The organism is Aurantimonas litoralis, from assembly GCF_026153195.1.
Lineage (GTDB): Bacteria > Pseudomonadota > Alphaproteobacteria > Rhizobiales > Rhizobiaceae > Aurantimonas > Aurantimonas coralicida.
In genome coordinates, this window is the sequence record NZ_JAPFBM010000002.1 from 374321 (window position 1) to 394802 (window position 20482).

10 protein-coding genes are annotated in these 20482 nt (G+C 68.2%); 6 read left to right on the forward strand and 4 right to left on the reverse strand.

Annotated features, from left to right (window positions below):
- Positions 1-70: 70 nt before the first annotated feature.
- The 4 genes from N7I30_RS06600 to N7I30_RS06615 form a co-directional block, all read right to left on the reverse strand.
- Entirely contained in the window at positions 71-1318 is a 1248-nt protein-coding gene (locus N7I30_RS06600) for a putative DNA modification/repair radical SAM protein (protein WP_498637590.1), read from the reverse strand.
- 203 nt (positions 1319-1521) lie between these two features.
- Positions 1522-2328 carry an FAD binding domain-containing protein gene (locus N7I30_RS06605; protein ID WP_498637592.1) on the reverse strand — a complete coding sequence of 269 codons (807 nt, stop codon included), beginning with the start codon at positions 2326-2328 and terminating at the stop codon, positions 1522-1524.
- A gap of 136 nt (positions 2329-2464) precedes the next feature.
- Positions 2465-4810, reverse strand: a complete 2346-nt coding sequence (locus N7I30_RS06610; protein ID WP_498637594.1) for a xanthine dehydrogenase family protein molybdopterin-binding subunit — start codon at positions 4808-4810, stop codon at positions 2465-2467.
- Between the two features lie 94 nt (positions 4811-4904).
- Entirely contained in the window at positions 4905-5393 is a 489-nt protein-coding gene (locus N7I30_RS06615) for a (2Fe-2S)-binding protein (protein ID WP_024349230.1), read from the reverse strand.
- Positions 5394-5917: 524 nt separating this feature from the next.
- On the opposite strand from N7I30_RS06615, the gene N7I30_RS06620 reads away from it, so the two are divergent.
- The 6 genes from N7I30_RS06620 (at position 5918) to N7I30_RS06645 (ending at position 20394) form a co-directional block, all read left to right on the forward strand.
- Positions 5918-7855, forward strand: a complete 1938-nt coding sequence (locus tag N7I30_RS06620; RefSeq protein ID WP_498637596.1) for an autotransporter assembly complex protein TamA — start codon at positions 5918-5920, stop codon at positions 7853-7855.
- Positions 7855-14130: a translocation/assembly module TamB domain-containing protein gene (locus N7I30_RS06625; RefSeq protein ID WP_498637598.1), complete on the forward strand. Its 6276-nt coding sequence runs from the start codon at positions 7855-7857 to the stop codon at positions 14128-14130. The genes N7I30_RS06620 and N7I30_RS06625 overlap by 1 nt, the downstream gene beginning before the upstream one ends.
- 171 nt (positions 14131-14301) lie before the next feature.
- Positions 14302-14526: a hypothetical protein gene (locus tag N7I30_RS06630; RefSeq protein WP_498637600.1), complete on the forward strand. Its 225-nt coding sequence runs from the start codon at positions 14302-14304 to the stop codon at positions 14524-14526.
- A gap of 136 nt (positions 14527-14662) precedes the next feature.
- Positions 14663-16024, forward strand: coding sequence for an NAD-dependent succinate-semialdehyde dehydrogenase (locus tag N7I30_RS06635; protein WP_230786783.1), 1362 nt, complete (start codon positions 14663-14665; stop codon positions 16022-16024).
- A 222-nt stretch (positions 16025-16246) separates the two neighbouring features.
- Positions 16247-17899, forward strand: coding sequence for a glucose-6-phosphate isomerase (gene pgi / locus N7I30_RS06640; RefSeq protein WP_498637602.1), 1653 nt, complete (start codon positions 16247-16249; stop codon positions 17897-17899).
- Positions 17900-17907: 8 nt separating this feature from the next.
- Positions 17908-20394, forward strand: a complete 2487-nt coding sequence (locus tag N7I30_RS06645) for a glycogen/starch/alpha-glucan phosphorylase (RefSeq protein ID WP_188075144.1) — start codon at positions 17908-17910, stop codon at positions 20392-20394.
- Positions 20395-20482 lie beyond the last annotated feature (88 nt).

The following is a 20482-nucleotide window of genomic DNA, read 5'->3' on the forward strand; positions in this document are numbered from 1 at the left end:
ATTTCCTTGATAACATTTGTAATTTATTCCATTGGCGATCTTATATATTGCTAGATGTCGGCACGCAGCACTAGGAGAACAGTTCGAGCTGGGCCGTCCGCTGCACCTTCGGCACGAAGCGCTCGCGCAGGCCGGCGCTGTCCGTCGCCGCCCCCGGCGACCAGTCGAGCGCCTCGATGAACGGCCGCACCTTGTCCACCGACTGGCAGAGCCGCGCCACATCGTCGAGACGCAGGCTACGATGTCGCCGCGTTGACAGGATGCGGTTCACCGCCCGCGTACCGAGGCCCGGCACCCGCAGGAGCATCTCGCGGTCGGCGCGGTTGACGTTGACGGGAAACCGCTCGCGATGCTTCAGCGCCCAGGCGAGCTTCGGGTCGATCGCCAGATCCAGCATGCCGCCATCGCCGCCCGCGACGATCTCGCCGCGGTCGAAGCCGTAGAAGCGCATCAGCCAGTCGGCCTGGTAGAGCCGGTGCTCGCGCATCAGCGGCGGCTTGGAGAGCGGCAGCCGGCTCGAGGCGTCGGGGATCGGCGAGAAGGCCGAGTAATAGACCCGCTTCAGGTGATAATTGCCGTAAAGATTTTCGGACCGGCCGAGGATCGCGTCGTCGTCAGAACCGTCGGCGCCGATGATCATCTGGGTCGACTGACCGCCGGGCGCGAAACGCTTCGGCTTGGCCCGGTCCCGCTTCTCTCCCTTGTGCTCTTCGATCTTGGCGCGCAGATGCCCCATCGACCGGCGGATGTCGCGCGGGTTCTTTTCCGGCGCAAAGGCTTCCAGCGTCACGTCGGTCGGCAGCTCGATATTGATCGACAGGCGGTCGGCGAACAGCCCCGCCTCCTCGATCAGCGCCGGCGCGGCATCGGGGATCGTCTTCAGATGGATGTAGCCGCGGAAATTTTCCTCCAGCCGCAGCTTGCGGGCGATCCGCACCATCTCCTCCATCGTGTAGTCGGAGCTGCGGATGATGCCGGAGGACAGAAACAGCCCCTCGATGTAGTTGCGCCGGTAGAAGGACATCGTCAGGTCGACGACCTCCTGCACCGAAAAGCGCGCCCGCGGCACGTTCGACGACGAGCGATTGACGCAATAGACGCAGTCATAGACGCAGAAATTCGTCATCAGGATCTTGAGCAGCGAGATGCAGCGCCCGTCCGGGGCGTAGGCATGGCAGATGCCCGAGCCTTCGGTCGAGCCGATGCCGCCGGACATTGACGAGTCGCGGCGGGTCGAGCCGCTGGACGCGCAGGAGGCGTCGTATTTGGCGGCGTCCGAGAGGATCGCCAGCTTGTCGATGAGCGTGGTCTTGGCCATCCCGCCTGTATAGGGTTCTCGGAATGTTCCTGCGAGCGGTCGCGGCCGGATTGCCCTGCTACAGGCTGTCGCAGGTGGTCACTCCGGAGCCGCTCCAAGCGCTTCGGGCTGCGCTAGATGCGAGGCGCCATCCTGTACGAGCCCACAAACGAAAACGGCCGGGCGGAAGCCCGGCCGTCGCATCATGAAAGCTTTGTCGAAGCCTAGTGGGACTGCGCCTTGGCGACCGCCCGCTTGGTGACGACCTTGACGAGGTTCGCCCGGTAATCCGACGAGCCGTGCAGATCGGCCAGCATGTCGCTCGGATCGACCGACAGCCCCTCGATGGCGGAGCCGTCGAAATTCGCCGACAGCGCCTGCTCGGCTGCTTCCCAGCGGAAGGTGCCGTTCGAGCCCGCGCCGGTGACGCCGACCTTCACGCCATCGCCGCGCTTGGCGACGAATACGCCGCACATGGCGTAGCGCGAGGCCGGGTTGCGAAACTTCTCGTAGCCGCACTGGTCCGGCGCCTCGAAGGACACCGCGGTGACGATCTCGTCCTCTTCCAGCGCCGTCTCGAACAGGCTGACGAAGAATTCGTCCGCCGGCATCTCGCGCTTCGAGGTGTGAATCGTCGCGCCCATCGCCTTCAGGGCGGCCGGATAATCGGCGGCCGGATCGTAATTGGCGACCGAGCCGCCGATCGTGCCCATGTGGCGCACGGCGATGTCGCCGATCAGCCCGGCCAGCGAGGCAAAGCCCGGACAGGTCGACTTGATCCCTTCATGGGCGGCGATCTCGGCATGGGTCGTGCCGCCGCCGATGCGGATCGCGCGGCCCTCGACGCTGATGCCCTTGAGCTCGGCGACATGGCGCAGGTCGACCAGCGCCGTCGGCGCGGCGAGGCGCTGCTTCATGGTCGGGATCAGCGTCATCCCGCCGGAGAGGAACTTGCCCTCCCCGCCGCTGTCGCCGACCAGCCGGACGGCCTCGTCGAGGGTCGAGGGGCGATGATAGGTGGTCTCGTACATCTCAGGTCTCCCTTGGCGCCGGGTCGCGCCTGTCCTGTTCAGGCGCGGGCCGCGCGGCGCGGCTGTCTCGATGGGACCAGGGGTCCCGGAACGCTGCCGGCGGCCGGTCTGCGGCCGCCGGACGATCAGGCCGCCGTCAGGTGACGGCGTGGAGCGCCCGCCACACCTTCTGCGGCGTCGCCGGCATGGTCAGGTCGTTGTTGCCGATGGCATCGGTGATGGCGTTGATGACGGCCGGCGGCGAACCGATCGCGCCGGCCTCGCCGCAGCCCTTCATGCCGAGCGGATTGCCGGGGCACAGCGTCTCGTTGGTCGACACGTCGAACATCGGCAGGTCCCAGGCCCGCGGCATGGCGTAGTCCATGTAGGACGCCGTCACGAGCTGGCCGGTCTCGTCGTAATGGGCGCCTTCCAGGAGCGCCTGGCCGATGCCCTGGGCGAGACCGCCATGCACCTGTCCCTCGACGATCATCGGGTTGATCACCCGGCCGAAATCGTCGGCGGCGACGAACTGCACGATCTCGGTGGTGCCGGTCTCCGGATCCACCTCGACCTCGCAGATGTAGCACCCGGCCGGGAAGGTGAAGTTGGTCGGATCGTAGAACGCGCCTTCCTTCAGGCCGGGCTCCATGCCGTCCGGCAGATTGTGGCCGGTATAGGCGCCGAGACAGACCTCGTGCCAGCCGAGCGACTTGTCGGTGCCCGCGACCTTTACCTCGCCATTCTCGATGACGATGTCGCCCTCGTCGGCTTCCAGCAGATGCGCGGCGATCTTCTTGGCCTTGGCCTCGACCTTGTCGAGCGCCTTGTGGATCGCAGACATGCCCACCGCGCCGGAGCGCGAGCCGTAGGTGCCCATGCCGAACTGCACCTTGTCGGTGTCGCCATGGATCACCTGGACGTTGTCGACCGGGAGGCCGAAACGCTCGGCGACGAGCTGGGCGAAGGTCGTCTCGTGGCCCTGGCCGTGACTGTGCGAGCCGGTGAGGATCTCGATCGTGCCGACCGGATTGACCCGGACCTCGGCCGATTCCCACAGGCCGACGCCGGCGCCGAGCGAGCCCACCGCCTTCGACGGCGCGATGCCGCAGGCCTCGATGTAGCAGCTCATGCCGAGGCCGCGCAGCTTGCCGCGCGACTGTGCCTCGGCCCGGCGGGCCTCGAAGCCGGCGACGTCCGCCGCCTGCATGCCGGCATCCAGCGTCGCGTCGAAATCGCCCGCGTCATAGGCCATGATGACCGGCGTCTGGTGCGGGAAGGAGCGGATGAAGTTCTTGCGGCGCAGTTCCGCCGGCGAGACGCCGAGCTCGCGCGCCGCCGTCTCCATGGTCCGCTCGATGACGTAGGTCGCCTCGGGCCGGCCGGCGCCGCGATAGGCGTCCACCGGCACGGTGTTGGTGTAGACGGCCCTGACATTGGCGTGGATCGCCGGGATGTCGTACTGGCCCGACAGGAGCGTCGCGTAGAGATAGGTCGGGGTCGCCGACGAGAACAGCGACATGTAGGCGCCCAGATTGGCCACCGTGTCGACCTTGAGGCCGAGGATCTTGTTGTCGGCGTCCAGCGCCATCTCGACTTCGGTGACGTGGTCGCGGCCATGGGCGTCGGTCAGGAACGCCTCGGTGCGATCGGACGTCCACTTCACCGGCACGCCGGTGCGCTTGGATGCCCACAGGCAGACGATCTCTTCGGGATAGATGTAGATCTTGGAGCCGAAGCCGCCGCCCACATCCGGCGCGATCACCCGCAGCTTGTGCTCCGGCGCGACATTGTAGAAGGCGCTCATCACCAGCCGCGCGACATGCGGGTTCTGCGAGGTGGTCCAGCAGGTGTAGTGATCGTCGGCGGCGTCGTAATGGCCGAGTGCCGCGCGCGGCTCCATCGGGTTCGGCACCAGCCGGTTGTTGACGATGTGCAGCTTGGTAACGTGGGCGGCATTGGTGAAGGCCGCGTCGGTCGCGCCCTTGTCGCCCAGTTCCCAGTCAAAGATCAGGTTGTTCTCGGCTTCCGGATGGAGCTGCGGCGCGCCATCCTTCAGCGCCTCGACGGCGCTGACCACGGCGGGCAGCTCGTCATAGTCGACCATCACCGCTTCGGCCGCGTCGCGTGCCTGCATCTGGGTTTCGGCGACGACCACCGCCACGGCCTGGCCCACATGGCGGACCTTCTCCACCGCCAGCGCCGGCCAGGCGCCCATCTTCATCGGCGTACCGTCCTTGGAGGACACCGCCCAGCCGCAGATCAGATTGCCGATGCCGTCGCCCTGCAGCTGCTCGCCGGTCAGGATGCCGATGACGCCCGGCATTCCCTTGGCCTCGTCCATGTCGATGCCGGAGATCGTCGCATGGGCATGGGGCGAGCGCACGAACGCCGCGTATTTCATGCCCGGCACGACCATGTCGTCGACATAGCGGCCACGTCCGGTGATGAACCGGCGATCCTCCTTGCGCAGAACCTTTGCGCCGATGCCTTCGATACCCATAGAAAACCTCCCAATTTTCGCTGGGGGCCGGGATCACCGTCGGGATCGCTGCGGCCGCCCTGATCCATGGCGACCCGAAGGCCGCCCTGCCTCCCTATTCGGCCGCGACCTGCTGCGGCTGCGATGCGCCGGCGGCGGCCAGGATCGCCTTGACGATGTTGTGGTAGCCGGTGCAGCGGCAGATGTTGCCCTCCAGGCCGTCGCGCACGGCCTTCTCGTCGAGCGCGCTGCCGTGCTGGCGGATCAGGTCGACCGCCGTCATGATCATGCCCGGGGTGCAGAAGCCGCACTGCAAGCCGTGATGCTCCCGGAAGGCCGTCTGCACCGGATGCAGCTCGGCGCCGTCGGCCAGTCCCTCGATCGTCGTCACCGAGGCGCCCGAGGCCTGGACGGCCAGCATGGTGCAGGACTTCACGGCCTTGCCGTCCACATGGACCACGCAGGCCCCGCACTGCGAGGTGTCGCAGCCGACATGGGTGCCGGTCAGGCCGAGATTTTCGCGCAGGAAGGTGACGAGCAGCGTGCGGTCTTCGACCGCGCCCTTCATCTCCCGACCGTTCACCGTGATCGTCACGTCACTCATCGATATCCTCCCCGGGGGTCTGATCGCATCGTCCCGCATCGCTGCCGGACGGGCGAATGTCTGCGAGGCGTCGACTACCCACGCCACGGCTCCGGCGCGAGCTTGCCCTTTGCCGGGGATCGCTTCAAGCGCTTTTCAGAATCGTTCCATGGTACGGCGTCGCCGGCGCGGGTCTGGTTGCAGCCGAAACCACCGGCGCGGAGAGGCCGGCGCCTGCCGTTCAAATCGTCCGCCGCCCGACCTCGCGGCCAAGCGTCGCAATGACGTTCCGACAGGTGTGACCCCGGCGGCACGGAACCGGCGGAAATCAGCTACACGTTAACGTCACCGGACGAAATATCCCCGCCAGTAGGTTGTTATTTCATCAAATCCCAGCATGCTGACCGCCAGCCCGAGGAGGGGTCGCGGCGGCCTTTCGCGCGCCGTCACCGGACATCGTGAAGCCGGCTTCGGGTGCCGCTCCAACGGTCAATGCGGTCAACGGGAAACTGGCGTCTTTGCGGTATCGGTTCCACACCAGCCACATGCTTGCACGTGCTGCCCTCGGGGCGGTGCTCGTCATGGCGGCTCCGCAGCGCGCCGCGGCCTTCGAGATCTTCGGATTCAAGTTCTTCGAGGACGAGACCGACGACGCCACCGACATCATCAACCCGATCTCCTACACGGCATCCTTGTCGCTGGCGCCGGGAGTCACCGCCGACGGCGACATCGAAACAGCCCTGAACGATGCCTCGGTCCTCGTCTCCGACGCCAGCGATCCGGTCTCCGGGTCGCTCGGCCTGATCGCCAAGGCGAAGACCGACCGCAAGCGCCTCGTCGCGACGCTCTACGAGAACGCCCGATACGACGGCCTCGTCGACATCTTCATCGAGGGCCGCAACCTCGCCGACCTGCCGCCGGACACGAAATTCGACACCTCGCGCCCCGTGCCGGTGACGATCCGTGTGACGCCCGGTCCGGTCTACGAGCTCGGCCGCGTGGCGATCACCACCGGCGGCCTGCCCGTCGATCCGGCCGAATACGGCCTGGTGCGCGGCGGCTCGGCGAACTCCGTCGACGTCCTGGAAGGCGAGGCGAAGCTCCTGCGCGACCTGCGCAACCAGGGCCGCCCCTTCGTCGCCGTGACCGGCCGCGAGACCGTGGCGGACGCCGCCACCGACGAGCTGGACTATTCCCTCGACGTGTCGCCCGGCGACATCGTCCCCTTCGGCGAGACCTGGGTGGACGGCACCACCGACGTCGATCCCGGCTTCGTCGCCTACATGGCCGGCGTGAAGGCCGGCGAGGTGTTCTCGCCCGACGAACTGGCCGCGGCCCGCAAGCGCCTCGTCGAGCTCGGCGTGTTTTCCAGCGTGACGGTGAAGCCCGGCGCGGCCCAGGCCGCCGACGGTACCCTGCCGGTGCAGGTCGAGGTGGCCGAGCGCAAGTTCGGCTTCTACGGCCTGGGCGCCACCTACTCCAACACCGAGGGCGCCGGCGCGTCCGGCTATGTCGGTTACCGCAACCTGTTCGGCCGGGCGGAATCGATCCGCCTCGACGCCTCGATCTCGCGCATCGGCGCCACCGCGATCAGCGACGAGGCCCGCGAGATCAGCGGCCCGGACTACGCCACCTCGCTGGTGTTCAAGAAGCCCGGCGTGCTCGGTCCCGATTCGGTCTATATCGGCTCGATCGAGGCCGGCCGGCAGCAGCCGCTGGCCTATGACCGCGAATTCGTCGCCGTTACCAGCGGCGTCGAATACAAGATCGACGAGCAGCAGAAGCTGAGCGCCACGGTGCGGGGCGAATACGAGACCATCGGCGACTTCCTCGGCGAGCGGGACTATCTCCTCGCCTCGGTGCCGGTGACCTACACCTTCGACAGCCGCGACAACGAGCTGAACCCGACCGAGGGCATCTTCGCCAAGGCCTTCGCCGAGCCGACCTACAATGTCGATGACGGCGCCGCCTTCGTGAAGACGCGCGTCGACGCGTCGAGCTACCTGTCGCTGACCGAGAACGACAGGCTCGTCCTCGCCGGCCGCGTCGGCTACGGCACCATCTTCGGCGCCGATCTCGGCGAAGTGCCCAACGACCGGCGCTTCTTTGCCGGCGGTGGCGGCTCCGTCCGCGGCTACGAATTCCAGTCGATCGGCCCCTATTATCCGTCCAGCGTGCCGGCCGGCAGCGGCTTCAATCCCGACTTCACCGACACGCCCACCGGCGGCCTGTCGCTGTTCGAGGCCTCGCTCGAAGCCCGCGTCGCGGTGACCGACAAGATCCAGATCGTACCCTTTGTCGACGGCGGCACGGTGTCGGATGACCTCGTGCCCGACTTCAACGAGTTCAAGCTCGGCGCCGGCGTCGGCCTGCGCTACCTGACCAGCTTCGGGCCGATCCGCGTCGACGTCGCGGTGCCGCTCGATCCGGGCCCGCGCGACGCCAGCTTCCAGTTCTACGCCGGAATCGGACAGGCCTTCTGATGATACGTGCCGGACGTCTCCTGCAGATCGCGGCGACCCTCGTCCTGGGTGGCTTCGTGGCGCTTGCCCCGAGCCGCCCGGCGCAGGCCCAGCAGTTCCTCGCGACCCAGATCGAGAACCTCGTCTCCACCGACACCATGCAGGTGAAGATCGAGGGCCTGTCGGGCGCGCTGAGCGGCGAGATCCGCATCGAGAACGTCACCGTCTCCGATCCGCAGGGCGTCTTCCTGACCGCCAGCGACCTCGCCATGGACTGGTCGCCGCTGTCTCTCGTTCGCTCCAACGTCTCGATCGACGCGCTGACTGCCGGCAGCATCGTCCTGGAACGCCTGCCGACCGGCCAGCCGGAAGCCGCGCCCGACGAGGAATCCGGCGGTTTCTCGCTGCCCTCGATCACCGCCGATATCCGCCGTCTGGCGATTGACGAATTCGTGCTCGGCGAGGCGATCGCCGGAACCCGCGCCCGCCTGCGCGCCGATGCCAGCCTGCAGCTTGCCGCCGATCCGACCGATCTGAACGTGAAGGCCGACATCGAGCGGCTCGACCAGCCTGGCCAGATCGCGCTGGAGATCGGCTATGCGCCGGCCGAGAACCAGCTGAAGATCGACGTCAAGGCCAGCGAGCCGGCCGGCGGCCTTGTCGCGACGCTGCTCGACATTCCCGACCGCCCGGCCGTCGACCTGACCATCAATGGCTCCGGGCCGCTGTCGGCCTTCATGGCCAACGGCTCGCTGGAGGTCGGCGCAGAAACCGCGGCCACCCTCACCGCCCGCGCCGACGACGTCGATGCCGGCCTGCGCGTCTCGGCCTCGCTCAACGTCGCCGCCGAACGCTTCGTGCCCGAACAGTTCCGGCGCTACGTCGCCGGCGGCACGGCGCTCGACCTGCAGATGGTGATCCGCGACGACGGCACCTACGCTATCGAGCAGGCGGTCCTCTCCTCCGACGCGCTCTCGGCGACGGCCGGCGGCACCCTGGACCTGTCGGGCACCGCCAACGACCTGAATCTGTCGGTCGCCTCGCGCGACGGCGATCCGATCCCCTTCGTGTTCGGCGAGGCGCCGGGCGAGACCAGGATCGAGCTTGCCGGCATCGACGGCACGCTGAAGGGCGCACTGTCAGCCGCCGCGCTCGACCTGACGCTGCGCCTGCCGCGCGCCGGTTCCGGCGAATATCAGGCCCAGGGGATCAGCGCGAAGATCGCCAGCGCCGGCTTCGACCTCACCGGCTTCCGCGGCGCCTTCGATGCCGATCTGGAGGCCCAGTCCGTCGCCGCGCCCGACGGTATCCAGCAGCGCTTCCTCAACGGCCCGGTGAAGATCGCGCTTGCCGGCAACCTGACCGACACGGGACTGACCTTCCGGCCGAGCGAGGCGGTCACCGACGTCGCCAATCTGCAGCTCGAGGGCGAGGCCGCGCTGAACTTCTCGACCTTCGCGCTCGACGTGCAGTCGCGCTTCCAGACCAGTGCCCTCTCGGCGGCCGTGGTGCCCCTGGCCGGCGAGGAGCTCGCGGTGGGCGGCCGCTTCGTCCGTACCCCCGACGGCGCGCTGAGCGCCGAGGCGCTGACCGTGCGCGGCGACGGCCTGACGATCGATGGCACCGCCGCCCTCACCAACGATACGGTCTCCGCCGACATCTCCGGTTCGCTCAACGAGGCCGGCTCCGTCAGCGGCGCGTTGGCTGGTGCGGCGACATTCAGCCTGACCGCATCCGGCCCGGTCGAAAAGCCCGATGTCGATCTGCAGATCTCCGGCAACGGCCTGTCGATCAACGGCCGCGAACTCGCCGATCTCAAGGTCGAGGCCCGGGGTACGCTCAATCCGGCCTCGCCCTCGGGCAGCGTCGCCATCACCGGCACGCTCGACGGCCAGCCCCTGTCGGGCAACGCCACCGTCGAGACGCTGGACAATGGCGACCGCCGGATCACCGACCTCGCCATCCGCCAGGGTCCCAACAGCATCACCGGCGACCTGCGCCTGACCGACGCCTTCGCCCCGGTCGGCACCCTCGCCATCGATGTCAGCGACATCGGCCCGCTGGCCGCGCTCGGCAGCCTCGACGCCTCCGGCGACGTCGTCGGTCAGGTCGACCTCACTGTCGAGAACGACGGCATGCCCGTCGCCGCCATCGACCTGACCGGCGAGCGCCTTTCCGTTGCCGGCAACACGCTCGACGGCGCCCGCATCGACCTGTCGGTGAAGGACTATCTCGGCATTCCGCGCCCGACCGGCACCGTCACCGCCCGCACCATTGCGGCACCCGGCATCGCCATCAGCGGCCTCGACGTGGCGCTGCGCGAGGACGAACAGGGCACCGATCTCGTCGCCGAGGCGAAGGTCAACGCCGTGCCCTTCGCCCTGGCCGGCAACGTGCTGTTCGAGCCCGACACGACGCTGGTCCGCCTGACCCGCTTGACCGCCGACATCGAGAACGCCGCGATCCGTCTCGCCGAAGAGGCCATCGTGCGGATCGAGGACGGCGTGACGACCCTCTCCGGCATCCGCGTCGATGTCGGGGACGGCGACCTTTCCCTCGACGGCAGCGCCGGCGAAAGCCTCGACCTCGCGCTGCGCCTGACCGACGTGCCGGCTGCCGCCGCCAATCCCTTCGTGCCGGGCCTCGCCGCCGCCGGCACCATCGGCGGCACCGCCACCGTCTCCGGTGCGGCAAACGATCCCGCCGCGACCTTCGCCATTATCGGCACCGACCTCGCCGTCGCCAGTTCGCGCGCCGCCAGCGTGCCGGCGATCCAGGCGAACCTCACCGGCAGCTATGCCGTCGGCACCCTGACCCTGCAGACCGCAAGGCTCGATCTGGGCGACGGCTCGCTCGACGCGTCCGGCACGATCGGCGACCAGCTCGACCTCGAAGTCGCGATGGATTCCGTCCCGGTGGCGCTGGCCAACGGTTTCGTCGACGGGCTCGACGCCGAAGGCACGCTGACCGGCACCGCGACCGCCACCGGTCCGCGCAGCGATCCCCATGCGACCTTCGCCCTGTCCGGCACCGGCATCACCGCCGAGGAGATCGCCGCGGCCGGCATCGATCCACTGACCCTCGACGTCGCCGGCGCCTATGCCGACGGCACCGCGACCCTCGACCGCGCCGAACTGATCGTCGGCGAAGGCTCGCTGAGCGCCTCCGGCACGGTCGGCGAAGAGCTCGACATCGAACTGGCCATGCGCCGCCTGCCGGTCGGCCTGGTCAACGGTTTCGTCCCCGGCCTCGACGCCAGCGGCACACTGTCCGGCACCGCCTCGGCGTCGGGCTCGACCATCGACCCTGAAGCCATCTTCGACGTCTCGGGCACCGGCATCACCACCCGGCAGATCGCCCGCTCCGGCGTCGCGCCGCTGGCCCTGCGTTTGACCGGCACCTACGCCGACGCCACCGCCGCGCTGGAAACCGCCGTCATCAATGTCGGCGACGGCTCGCTGGTCGCGACCGGCCGCGTCGGCCAGAACCTCGACCTCGACGTGACCATGACCAATCTGCCGGTCGGCCTCGCCAACGGCTTCGTCGATGGCCTGGCAGCCCGCGGCACGGTCTCCGGCAAGGGCACGGCCACCGGCACGCTCGACAATCCGACCGCCAGCTTCGACCTGACCGGCTCGGGCATCACCGCCGACGCCATCGCCGAGAGCGGCATCGACCCGCTGACGGTGGACGCCGCCGGCCGCTATGCCGACGGCACGCTGACCCTCTCCGAAGCCGAGATCGCCGTCGGTGACGGCTCGCTGAAGGCCACCGGCACCGTCGGCGAGACCCTCGACCTGCGCGTCGCCGTCAATGCCATCCCGGTGGGCCTCGCCAACGGCATCGCCCCCGATCTCGGCGCCGAGGGCACGATCTCCGGCACCGCGACCGCCACCGGCTCGCTCGCCGACCCGCAGGCCCGCTTCGACCTTTCCGGCACCGGCATCACGACACGCCAGATCGCCCAGTCCGGCGTCGCGCCCTTCGCCCTCGATGCCGCCGGCGCCTATGCGAACGGTACCGCCACCATTGAGCGCGCCGACCTGACCGTCGGCGACGGCTCGCTCAGGGCCAATGGCACCGTCGGCGAACAGCTCGACCTCCGCCTCGCCATCGACGCCCTGCCGGTCGGCCTCGCCAATGGTTTCGTCGACGGACTCGGCGCCGAGGGCACGATCACCGGTTCGGCCACCGCCACCGGCTCCCTGTCCGATCCGCAGGCCCGCTTCGATCTCGCCGGCAGCGGCATAACCACCCGCCAGATCGCCCAGTCCGGCGTCGCGCCGCTCGTCCTCGACGCCGCCGGCTCCTATGCCGATGGGACGGCCACCATCGAGCGCGCCGACGTCATCGTGGGCGACGGCTCGCTCCGGGCCACCGGCACCGTCGGTGAGCGGCTGGCCATCGATGTCGCCATCGACGCCTTGCCCGTCGGGCTTGCCAACGGCTTCGTCGACGGCCTCGGCGCCCGCGGCACCATCTCCGGCTCGGCCTCGGCCACCGGATCGCTCTCCGACCCCGACGCCAGCTTCGACATCACCGCCTCCGACGTGTCTGTCGCCCAGAGCCGGGCCGCCGGCGCGCCGGCGCTGCAGGCGGTGGCGGAGGGCCGCTATGCCGGCGGCACGCTGAACCTCGGCAATGCCCGCATCGACGTCGGCGGCGGCGCCATCACCGTCACCGGTTCGGCCGGCGCCAATGCCCTCGACATCACCGCCGAGATCAGCGCCCTGCCCGCCTCGATCGCCAGCGCCGCGGCGGCGGGCATTGCCCCGCAGGGCACCATCAACGGCACGGTCCGCGCCACCGGCGCCCCGTCCAATCCGGCGGTCACCTACGACATCAATGCCAGCGGCGTGTCGATCCAACAGACCCGTGCCGCCGGCGTCGGCGCCCTGGCCGTCACCACCAGCGGCCGCTTCGCCGACCAGGTGGTCACCACCGACACCAGCCTGACCGGCGACGGCCTCGACTTCAGCGCCAACGGCTCGGTCAACCTTGCCGGCGGCCCGCAGCTCGACCTGTCGCTGAACGGCTCGGCGCCGCTGTCGCTCGCCAACCGGATTCTCGCCGAAGGCGGTCGCTCGGTGCAGGGCACCGTCCTCGTCGATGCCCGCGTGACCGGCCCCGTGTCCCAGCCCGCGATCGTCGGCACGGTCTCGACCACCGGCGCGCGCTTCATCGACACCGGCGCCAACCTCGCCCTCAACGACATCTCGACGACCATCTCGCTCGACGGGCGCACCGCGACGATCCGCGCCTTCGACGCGAACCTCTCCGCCGGCGGCACACTCGACGTATCCGGGACGGTCGGACTCGACGGCGGCTTCCCGGCCGACATCACGATCCGGCTCGACGACGGCCGCTACAACAAGGGGGAACTCGTCACCGCCAGGCTCGACGCCGAACTGACCATCACCGGGCCGCTGACCGGCACGCCGCGTCTGGCGGGCACGATCAATGCCGAGGAGATCAACGTCCTCGTGCCGGAAAACCTACCGAGCTCCCTCGCCCGCATCGACGTGACCCATCGCAACGCCGCCCCTGCCGTCTACGAGCAGCAGCGCGAGATCTCGCCCGAGCGCGCCGATGGCGGCAATAGCGGCGGCGGCATCGATCTCGACCTGACCTTTAACGCGCCCAACCGGGTGTTCGTGCGCGGCCGCGGCCTCGACGTCGAACTCGGCGGCCGGATCACCATCACCGGCTCGGCCGCCTTCCCCAATGTCGTCGGCGGCTTCGACCTGCAGCGCGGCCGCTTCTCCATCCTCGGCAAGCGCCTCGATTTCGATCGCGGCCGGCTGAGCTTCACCGGTGGCTTGACGCCCTATCTCGACCTCGTGGCCCGCTCCACCGCCGGCGACGCCACCGTGTTCATCACCGTCACCGGTCCGGCCGACGATCCGAGCTTCAACTTCTCCTCCGAGCCGACCCTGCCGCAGGACGAGGTGCTGGCGCGGCTGATCTTCGGCCAGGGCACCTCTGACCTGTCGCCGCTGCAGATCGCCCAGCTCGCTGAGGCGGCGGCCTCGCTGGCCGGCGTCGGTGGCAGCAGCGGCCTTCTGGAGAATCTGCGCTCGCAGCTCGGCGTCGACGATCTCGACATCCGCACCGCCGCCGACGGCACCACCGCGGTCGGTGTCGGCAAGTATCTGAACGAGAACACCTATGTCGGCGTCGACACAAGCGGCCGGGTGACCATCGATCTCGATCTTGGCTCGGGCCTCAGCGCCCGCGGCGCGGTGACCTCCTCCGGCGGCGGCGAGGTCGGCGTTTTCTACGAAGGCGAGTTCTAGACGTCCGACCCGGAGCGCGGTGACGCAGTGTCGCCACCGCCAGGCGTCTCGCCTCGACATTCTCGGATGAACCTTTCTCGCCGTCGGCCCGTTGGGGACGCAGAAGGCACGAGCGCGCCGGCATGTCCGGCCCGCCGCGCCCGCCCCGAAACGACAGGCAGGAGACCGACAATGATGTCGTCGAAATTCGATCACCCGACCCATGGCTCGTACGACAAGCCCGAGGACGTCCTGAAGGACGACCGGCTGTCCGACAGCGAGAAGGAAACCATCCTGTCGGAATGGCGCTCGTCGCTGCAGCAGATCCTGAAGAACGACCCGAACGTGCCCGAGGTGAAGGCCGCCAGCGAGTCCCTCGATGCCGCGATCGAGAAGCTGTCGGCCGCACGTACCTGATCCGTCGCCGTCGGCTTCGTCCGACGGTCCGATCCGCGCCTCTGTCCGCGCGCCGGCTTCGTGCTAACTAGCGAAGCGGCCCGGCCGGACGGCGCGGACCGGTGCATGAAACGACGCGTGACCATCAGGAGAGACCATGCCCACGAGCATCAATCCGGCGACGGGCGAGACCATCGAGGAATTCGCCGCGCACACCGACGCCGATATCGAGCGCACCCTCGCCAATGCCGATCTGGCCTTCCGCGACTGGCGCAAGACCTCCTTCGCCCGGCGCGCCGAGGTCCTGATGCGGGCCGCCGACCAGATGGACAATCGCAAGACCGAGCTTGCCCGCATCGCCACCATGGAGATGGGCAAGCGGCTGAAGGAAGCCGAGGCCGAGGTCGGCAAATGCGCCAACGCCCTGCGCTTCTACGCCGAGAACGCCGAGAAATTCGTCGCCGACGACGTGCGGGACGGTCCCGCCGGCCGCAATTTCGTGACCTATCTGCCGATCGGCCCGGTTCTGGCGGTCATGCCGTGGAACTTCCCCTATTGGCAGTGCATGCGCTTCGCCGCCCCGGCGATCATGGCCGGCAATGTCGGCATCCTGAAGCACGCCTCCAATGTCAGCCAGTGCGCGCTGGAGATCGAGCGCATCTTCCTCGATGCCGACGCGCCGCAGGGCGTCTTCCAGACCCTCTTGATCTCCTCCTCCAAGGTCGAGGGCATCCTCAAGGACAGCCGCGTGCGCGCCGCCACCCTGACCGGCAGCGAAGGCGCCGGCTCGGCCGTCGCATCCACGGCCGGCTCCGAGATCAAGAAGACCGTGCTGGAACTCGGCGGCTCCGACCCCTTCATCGTCATGCCCTCCGCCGACATCGCCAAGGCGGTTGAGGTGGGCGTCACCGCCCGCATGCAGAACAACGGCCAGAGCTGCATCGCCGCCAAGCGCTTCATCGTCCATGAGGACGTCTACGAGGATTATCTCGGCCGCTACACCGAGGCCGTCGAAGCCATCAAGCTGGGCGACCCGATGGCCGACGACACCGGCATGGGCCCGCTGGCCATGAAGGCCGGCGTCGACGACCTGAAGGACCAGATCGACAGATCGGTCAGCGCCGGGGCCAAGCTCGTGACCGGCGGCAAAGCGCCGGAGGGTCCGGGCTATTTCTTCCAGCCGTCGATCCTTGCCGACGTGCCGGAGAGCGCGCCGGCCTATCGCGAAGAGCTGTTCGGCCCCTGCGCGATCATGTTCAAGGTCAAGTCGATCGACGAGGCCATCGACCTCGCCAATGATTCCGAATTCGGCCTTGGCGGTTCGGCCTGGACCACCGAGCCGGCCGAGCAGGAACGCTTCATCCGCGAGCTCGACCAGGGCGGCACCCACATCAACCGCATGACCGCCTCCGACCAGCGTCTGCCCTTCGGCGGCGTCAAGCGCTCCGGCTACGGCCGCGAACTGGCGCATGAGGGCATGCTGGAATTCATGAATGTGAAGACCGTCACGATCGACTGAGACGACAGCGAAAGGGCCGGCAGGTTTTGTACCTGCCGGCCCCTCTTTCACGAAATCGAGCGCCGCGAATTGCAGCATCGCCAATATGTGCCCTATAATAGTGCACATCAGGCCATGAGCGGCGCCGACCCGGCGTTTGCCTCCTATCCACAACCGGCATAAAAGGCCGCAGGCAGGCGCTTTCTTGCGACGACCGCATCACACATCATGGCAGGGCAATTCATGAGCCAGACGTCCGATTCCGGCGCTTCTCCTGCGGCCGCGGAACTGACCGGCATGGCCCGGCAGACCGCCGATCGCGGCATCCGCTCGCTGTTTTCCGACGATCCGAGCCGCTATTCGGAATTTTCCGGCGCGCTGGGCGATCTCGTCCTCGACTATTCCAAGACAGCCATCGACGACGACGCCCGTGACGCCCTGATCGCATTGGCCCGCAGCCGCGGTGTCGAGGCCCAGCGCGACGCCATGTTCGCCGGCGAGCCGATCAACTTCACCGAAGACCGCTCGGTGCTGCACATGGCGCTGCGCGCCGAGCCGATGGACAGCTTCCGCGCCGCCGGCAACCCGGTCAGCGGCGCCGTGGCGGACGTTCTGAAGGCGATGAGCGCCTTCGCCGAGGGCGTGCGCAACGGCACCATCACCGGCGCCCGCGACACGCAGATCACCGACGTGGTCAATATCGGCATCGGCGGCTCCGATCTCGGCCCGGCCATGGCAACCCTGGCCCTGGCGCCCTATCACGACGGGCCGCGCACGCATTTCGTCTCCAATGTCGACGGCGCGCATATCGCCGACACGTTGAAGACGCTGGACCCGGCGTCGACGCTCTTCATCATCGCGTCGAAGACCTTCACCACCATCGAGACCATGACCAACGCCGCCGCCGCGCGCCGCTGGATCAGCGACGCGCTGGGCGAGGACGCGGTGGGCGAGCACTTCGTCGCCGTCTCCACGGCGCTCGACAAAGTCGCCGATTTCGGCATCGCCTCGGAGCGCGTCTTCGGCTTCTGGGACTGGGTCGGCGGTCGCTACTCGATCTGGTCGGCGATCGGCCTGCCGCTGATGATCGCCATCGGCGCGTCTGGCTTCCGCGACTTCCTCGCCGGTGCCCGCGAGATGGACACGCATTTCCGCACCGCGCCGCTGGACCAGAACCTGCCGGTCCTGCTCGGGCTCGTCGGCTATTGGCACCGGGCGCTCTGTGATTATCCGACCCGCGCCGTCATCCCCTACGACCAGCGGCTGTCGCGCTTCCCCGCCTATCTCCAGCAGCTCGACATGGAATCGAACGGCAAGCGCGTCGGCCTGGACGGTGAAACCGTTCCCGTGAGCGGTCCGGTGGTCTGGGGCGAGCCCGGCACCAACGGCCAGCACGCCTTCTTCCAGCTCATCCACCAAGGCACCGACATCATTCCGGTCGAGTTCCTGGTCGGCGCCAATGCCCACGAGCCGGCCGAGATGCGGGTCCATCAGGATCTGCTGCTGGCCAATTGCCTGGCCCAGAGCGAGGCGCTGATGCGGGGGCGCACGCTCGACGAGGCGCGCCAGCAGCTTCTCGACGGCGGCATGGAGCCCGAACAGGCCGAGCGGATCGCGCCGCATCGCGTGTTCCCGGGCGACCGGCCGTCGATCACCCTTCTCTACCGCCAGCTCGACCCGGCCACGCTCGGCCGCCTGATCGCGCTCTACGAGCACCGGGTCTTCGTCGAGGCCCAGCTCTACGGCATCAACGCCTTCGATCAGTGGGGCGTCGAACTCGGCAAGGAACTGGCCAACCGGCTGGTTCCCGTCATCACCGGCGAGACCTCGGCAGAGGGGCGCGACAGCTCCACCGCCGGTCTCGTTGCAGCAATCCACAAACTGAGGGGGTCATGATGGCCGACATGACGAACGAGGTCGATTCCGCCCTGGACGGAACCGGTGCCCCGACACCTGCACCCCGCAAGAACGATCCGGAGACGCTGGCCCGGCAGATCGTCGAGAAGCTGACCTACGCCGTCGGCAAGACCCCGGCCGAGGCGCGGCGCTACGACTGGCTCGAGGCGACGACGCTGGTCATCCGCGACCGGATCATCGACCAGTGGATGGAATCTTCCCAACGCGCCAAGACCAGCGGCGAGAAGCGCGTCTGCTACCTGTCGATGGAATTCCTGATCGGCCGCCTGCTGCGCGATGCGATCAACAATCTCAACCTGACCGAGCCGATCCGCGAGGCGCTGTCGCGCTATGGCGTCGATCTCGATCTCGTCGAACTGCTGGAGCCCGACGCCGCGCTCGGCAATGGCGGCCTCGGCCGCCTCGCCGCCTGCTTCATGGAGTCGATGGCCTCCACCGACATTCCCGGCTTCGGCTACGGCATCCGCTACGTCCACGGCTTCTTCCGCCAGGAAATCGCCGACGGTGCACAGGTGGAGCTGCCCGAAACCTGGCTCGCCCATGGCAATCCGTGGGAGTTCGAGCGCCGCGAGCTCGCCTATGAGATCGGCTTCGGCGGCAAGGTGACCACCATCCAGGAGCCCGGCCGCCCGGCCCGGCAGGTCTGGCGCCCGGCCGAGCGCGTCCTGGCCGTCGCCTACGACACGCCGATCGTCGGCTGGCGCGGACGCCGCGTGAACACGCTGCGCCTGTGGAGCGCCCAGCCGCTCGACCCGATCCTGCTCGACGCCTTCAATTCCGGCGATCACATCGGCGCCCTGGTCGAATCCAACAAGGCCGAGGCGATCACCCGCATCCTCTATCCGGCCGATTCGCACCAGGCCGGCCAGGAACTGCGCCTGCGGCAGGAATACTTCTTCTCCTCCGCCTCGCTGCAGGACATCATCCGGCGCCATCTCCACGCCAACGAGAATCTGTCGAACCTCGCCGACAAGTTCTCGATCCAGCTCAACGACACCCATCCGGCGGTCTCGGTCGCCGAGCTGATGCGGCTCCTGATCGACGTGCACGGCCATGAATGGGCCGAGGCCTGGGAGATCACCCGCAACACCTTCTCCTACACCAACCACACGCTGCTGCCCGAGGCGCTGGAGCACTGGCCGATCCATCTGTTCGAGCGGCTCCTGCCGCGCCAGATGCAGATCATCTACGCCATCAATGCCGGCGTCATCCGCGAGGCGGCGCAGGAAAAGGGCTTCGACGATTCCCGGATCGCCGCGATCTCGCTGATCGACGAGGGCAATGGCCGGCGCGTGCGCATGGGCCAGCTCGCCTTCGTCGGCAGCCATGCCGTCAACGGCGTCTCGGCCCTGCATACCGAACTGATGAAGGAGACGGTGTTTCACCATCTCCACCTGCTCTATCCCGACCGGATCGAGAACAAGACCAATGGCGTTACCCCGCGCCGCTGGATCATGCAGGCCAATCCCGGCCTCACCGAACTCGTGACCGATGCGATCGGCCCGGCCTTCCTCGACGATATCGAGAAGATCGCCGATCTCGATCCGCTGGCCGACGATGCCGCCTTCCGCGAGCGCTTCGCGGCGGTCAAGCGCCGCAACAAGGAGCAGCTCTCCAATCTCATCGGCGAGCGCATGGCGACGCAGGTCGATCCGGGCGCGATCTTCGACATCCAGGTCAAGCGCATCCACGAATACAAGCGCCAGTTCCTGAACATCATCGAGGCGATCGCCCTCTACGACCAGATCCGCTCGCATCCCGAGCGCGACTGGTCGCCGCGGGTCAAGATCTTCGCTGGCAAGGCGGCGCCGAGCTACGCCCAGGCCAAGGAGATCATCCACCTCGCCAACGACGTCGCCCGCACGATCAACAGCGATCCGGCGGTCCGCGACCTCCTGAAGGTGGTGTTCATCCCGAACTACAATGTCAGCCTGGCCGAGATCATCATGCCAGCGGCCGACCTGTCGGAACAGATCTCGACGGCCGGCCTCGAGGCGTCCGGCACCGGCAACATGAAGTTCGCCATGAACGGCGCGCTGACCATCGGCACCCTCGACGGCGCCAATGTCGAGATGCTGGAGCATGTCGGAGAGGACAACATCTTCATCTTCGGCCTGACCGCCGAGGAAGTCGCCCAGCGGCGGCGCGAGGCCCATAGCGGCCGCTCGATCATCGCCGAGCTGCCGCTGCTGCGCGAGGCGCTGGACGCCATTTCCTCGGGCGTCTTCTCGCCGGAGGACCCGGCGCGCTACCACAACCTGGTCTCCAACCTCTACAACAACGACTGGTGGATGACCTGCGCCGACTTCCAGGCCTATTGGGACACCCAGCGCCGTCTGGACGCGCTCTGGCAGGACCAGGACGAGTGGCAGGCCAAGGCCGTGCGCAACACCGCGCGCATGGGCTGGTTCTCCTCCGACCGTTCGATCCGCGAATATGCCCGCGACATCTGGAAGGCCGGTCCGGACGCCTGATTCCCGTCGCCAGAGGCGATTGATCGCGATCCGGCATGGCGTCGGGCCGCGTCTGCGCTATGTTCGTCACGTGTGGGGGAGGAACGTT

Coding starts and splice junctions, on each gene's coding strand:
- N7I30_RS06645 (WP_188075144.1), top strand. CDS start 17,908: ATGACGAACGAGGTCGATTCCGCCCTGGACGGAACCGGTGCCCCGACA.
- N7I30_RS06600 (WP_498637590.1), bottom strand. CDS start 1,318: ATGGCCAAGACCACGCTCATCGACAAGCTGGCGATCCTCTCGGACGCC.
- N7I30_RS06610 (WP_498637594.1), bottom strand. CDS start 4,810: ATGGGTATCGAAGGCATCGGCGCAAAGGTTCTGCGCAAGGAGGATCGC.
- N7I30_RS06625 (WP_498637598.1), top strand. CDS start 7,855: ATGATACGTGCCGGACGTCTCCTGCAGATCGCGGCGACCCTCGTCCTG.
- N7I30_RS06615 (WP_024349230.1), bottom strand. CDS start 5,393: ATGAGTGACGTGACGATCACGGTGAACGGTCGGGAGATGAAGGGCGCG.
- N7I30_RS06620 (WP_498637596.1), top strand. CDS start 5,918: ATGCTTGCACGTGCTGCCCTCGGGGCGGTGCTCGTCATGGCGGCTCCG.
- pgi (WP_498637602.1), top strand. CDS start 16,247: ATGAGCCAGACGTCCGATTCCGGCGCTTCTCCTGCGGCCGCGGAACTG.
- N7I30_RS06630 (WP_498637600.1), top strand. CDS start 14,302: ATGATGTCGTCGAAATTCGATCACCCGACCCATGGCTCGTACGACAAG.
- N7I30_RS06605 (WP_498637592.1), bottom strand. CDS start 2,328: ATGTACGAGACCACCTATCATCGCCCCTCGACCCTCGACGAGGCCGTC.
- N7I30_RS06635 (WP_230786783.1), top strand. CDS start 14,663: ATGCCCACGAGCATCAATCCGGCGACGGGCGAGACCATCGAGGAATTC.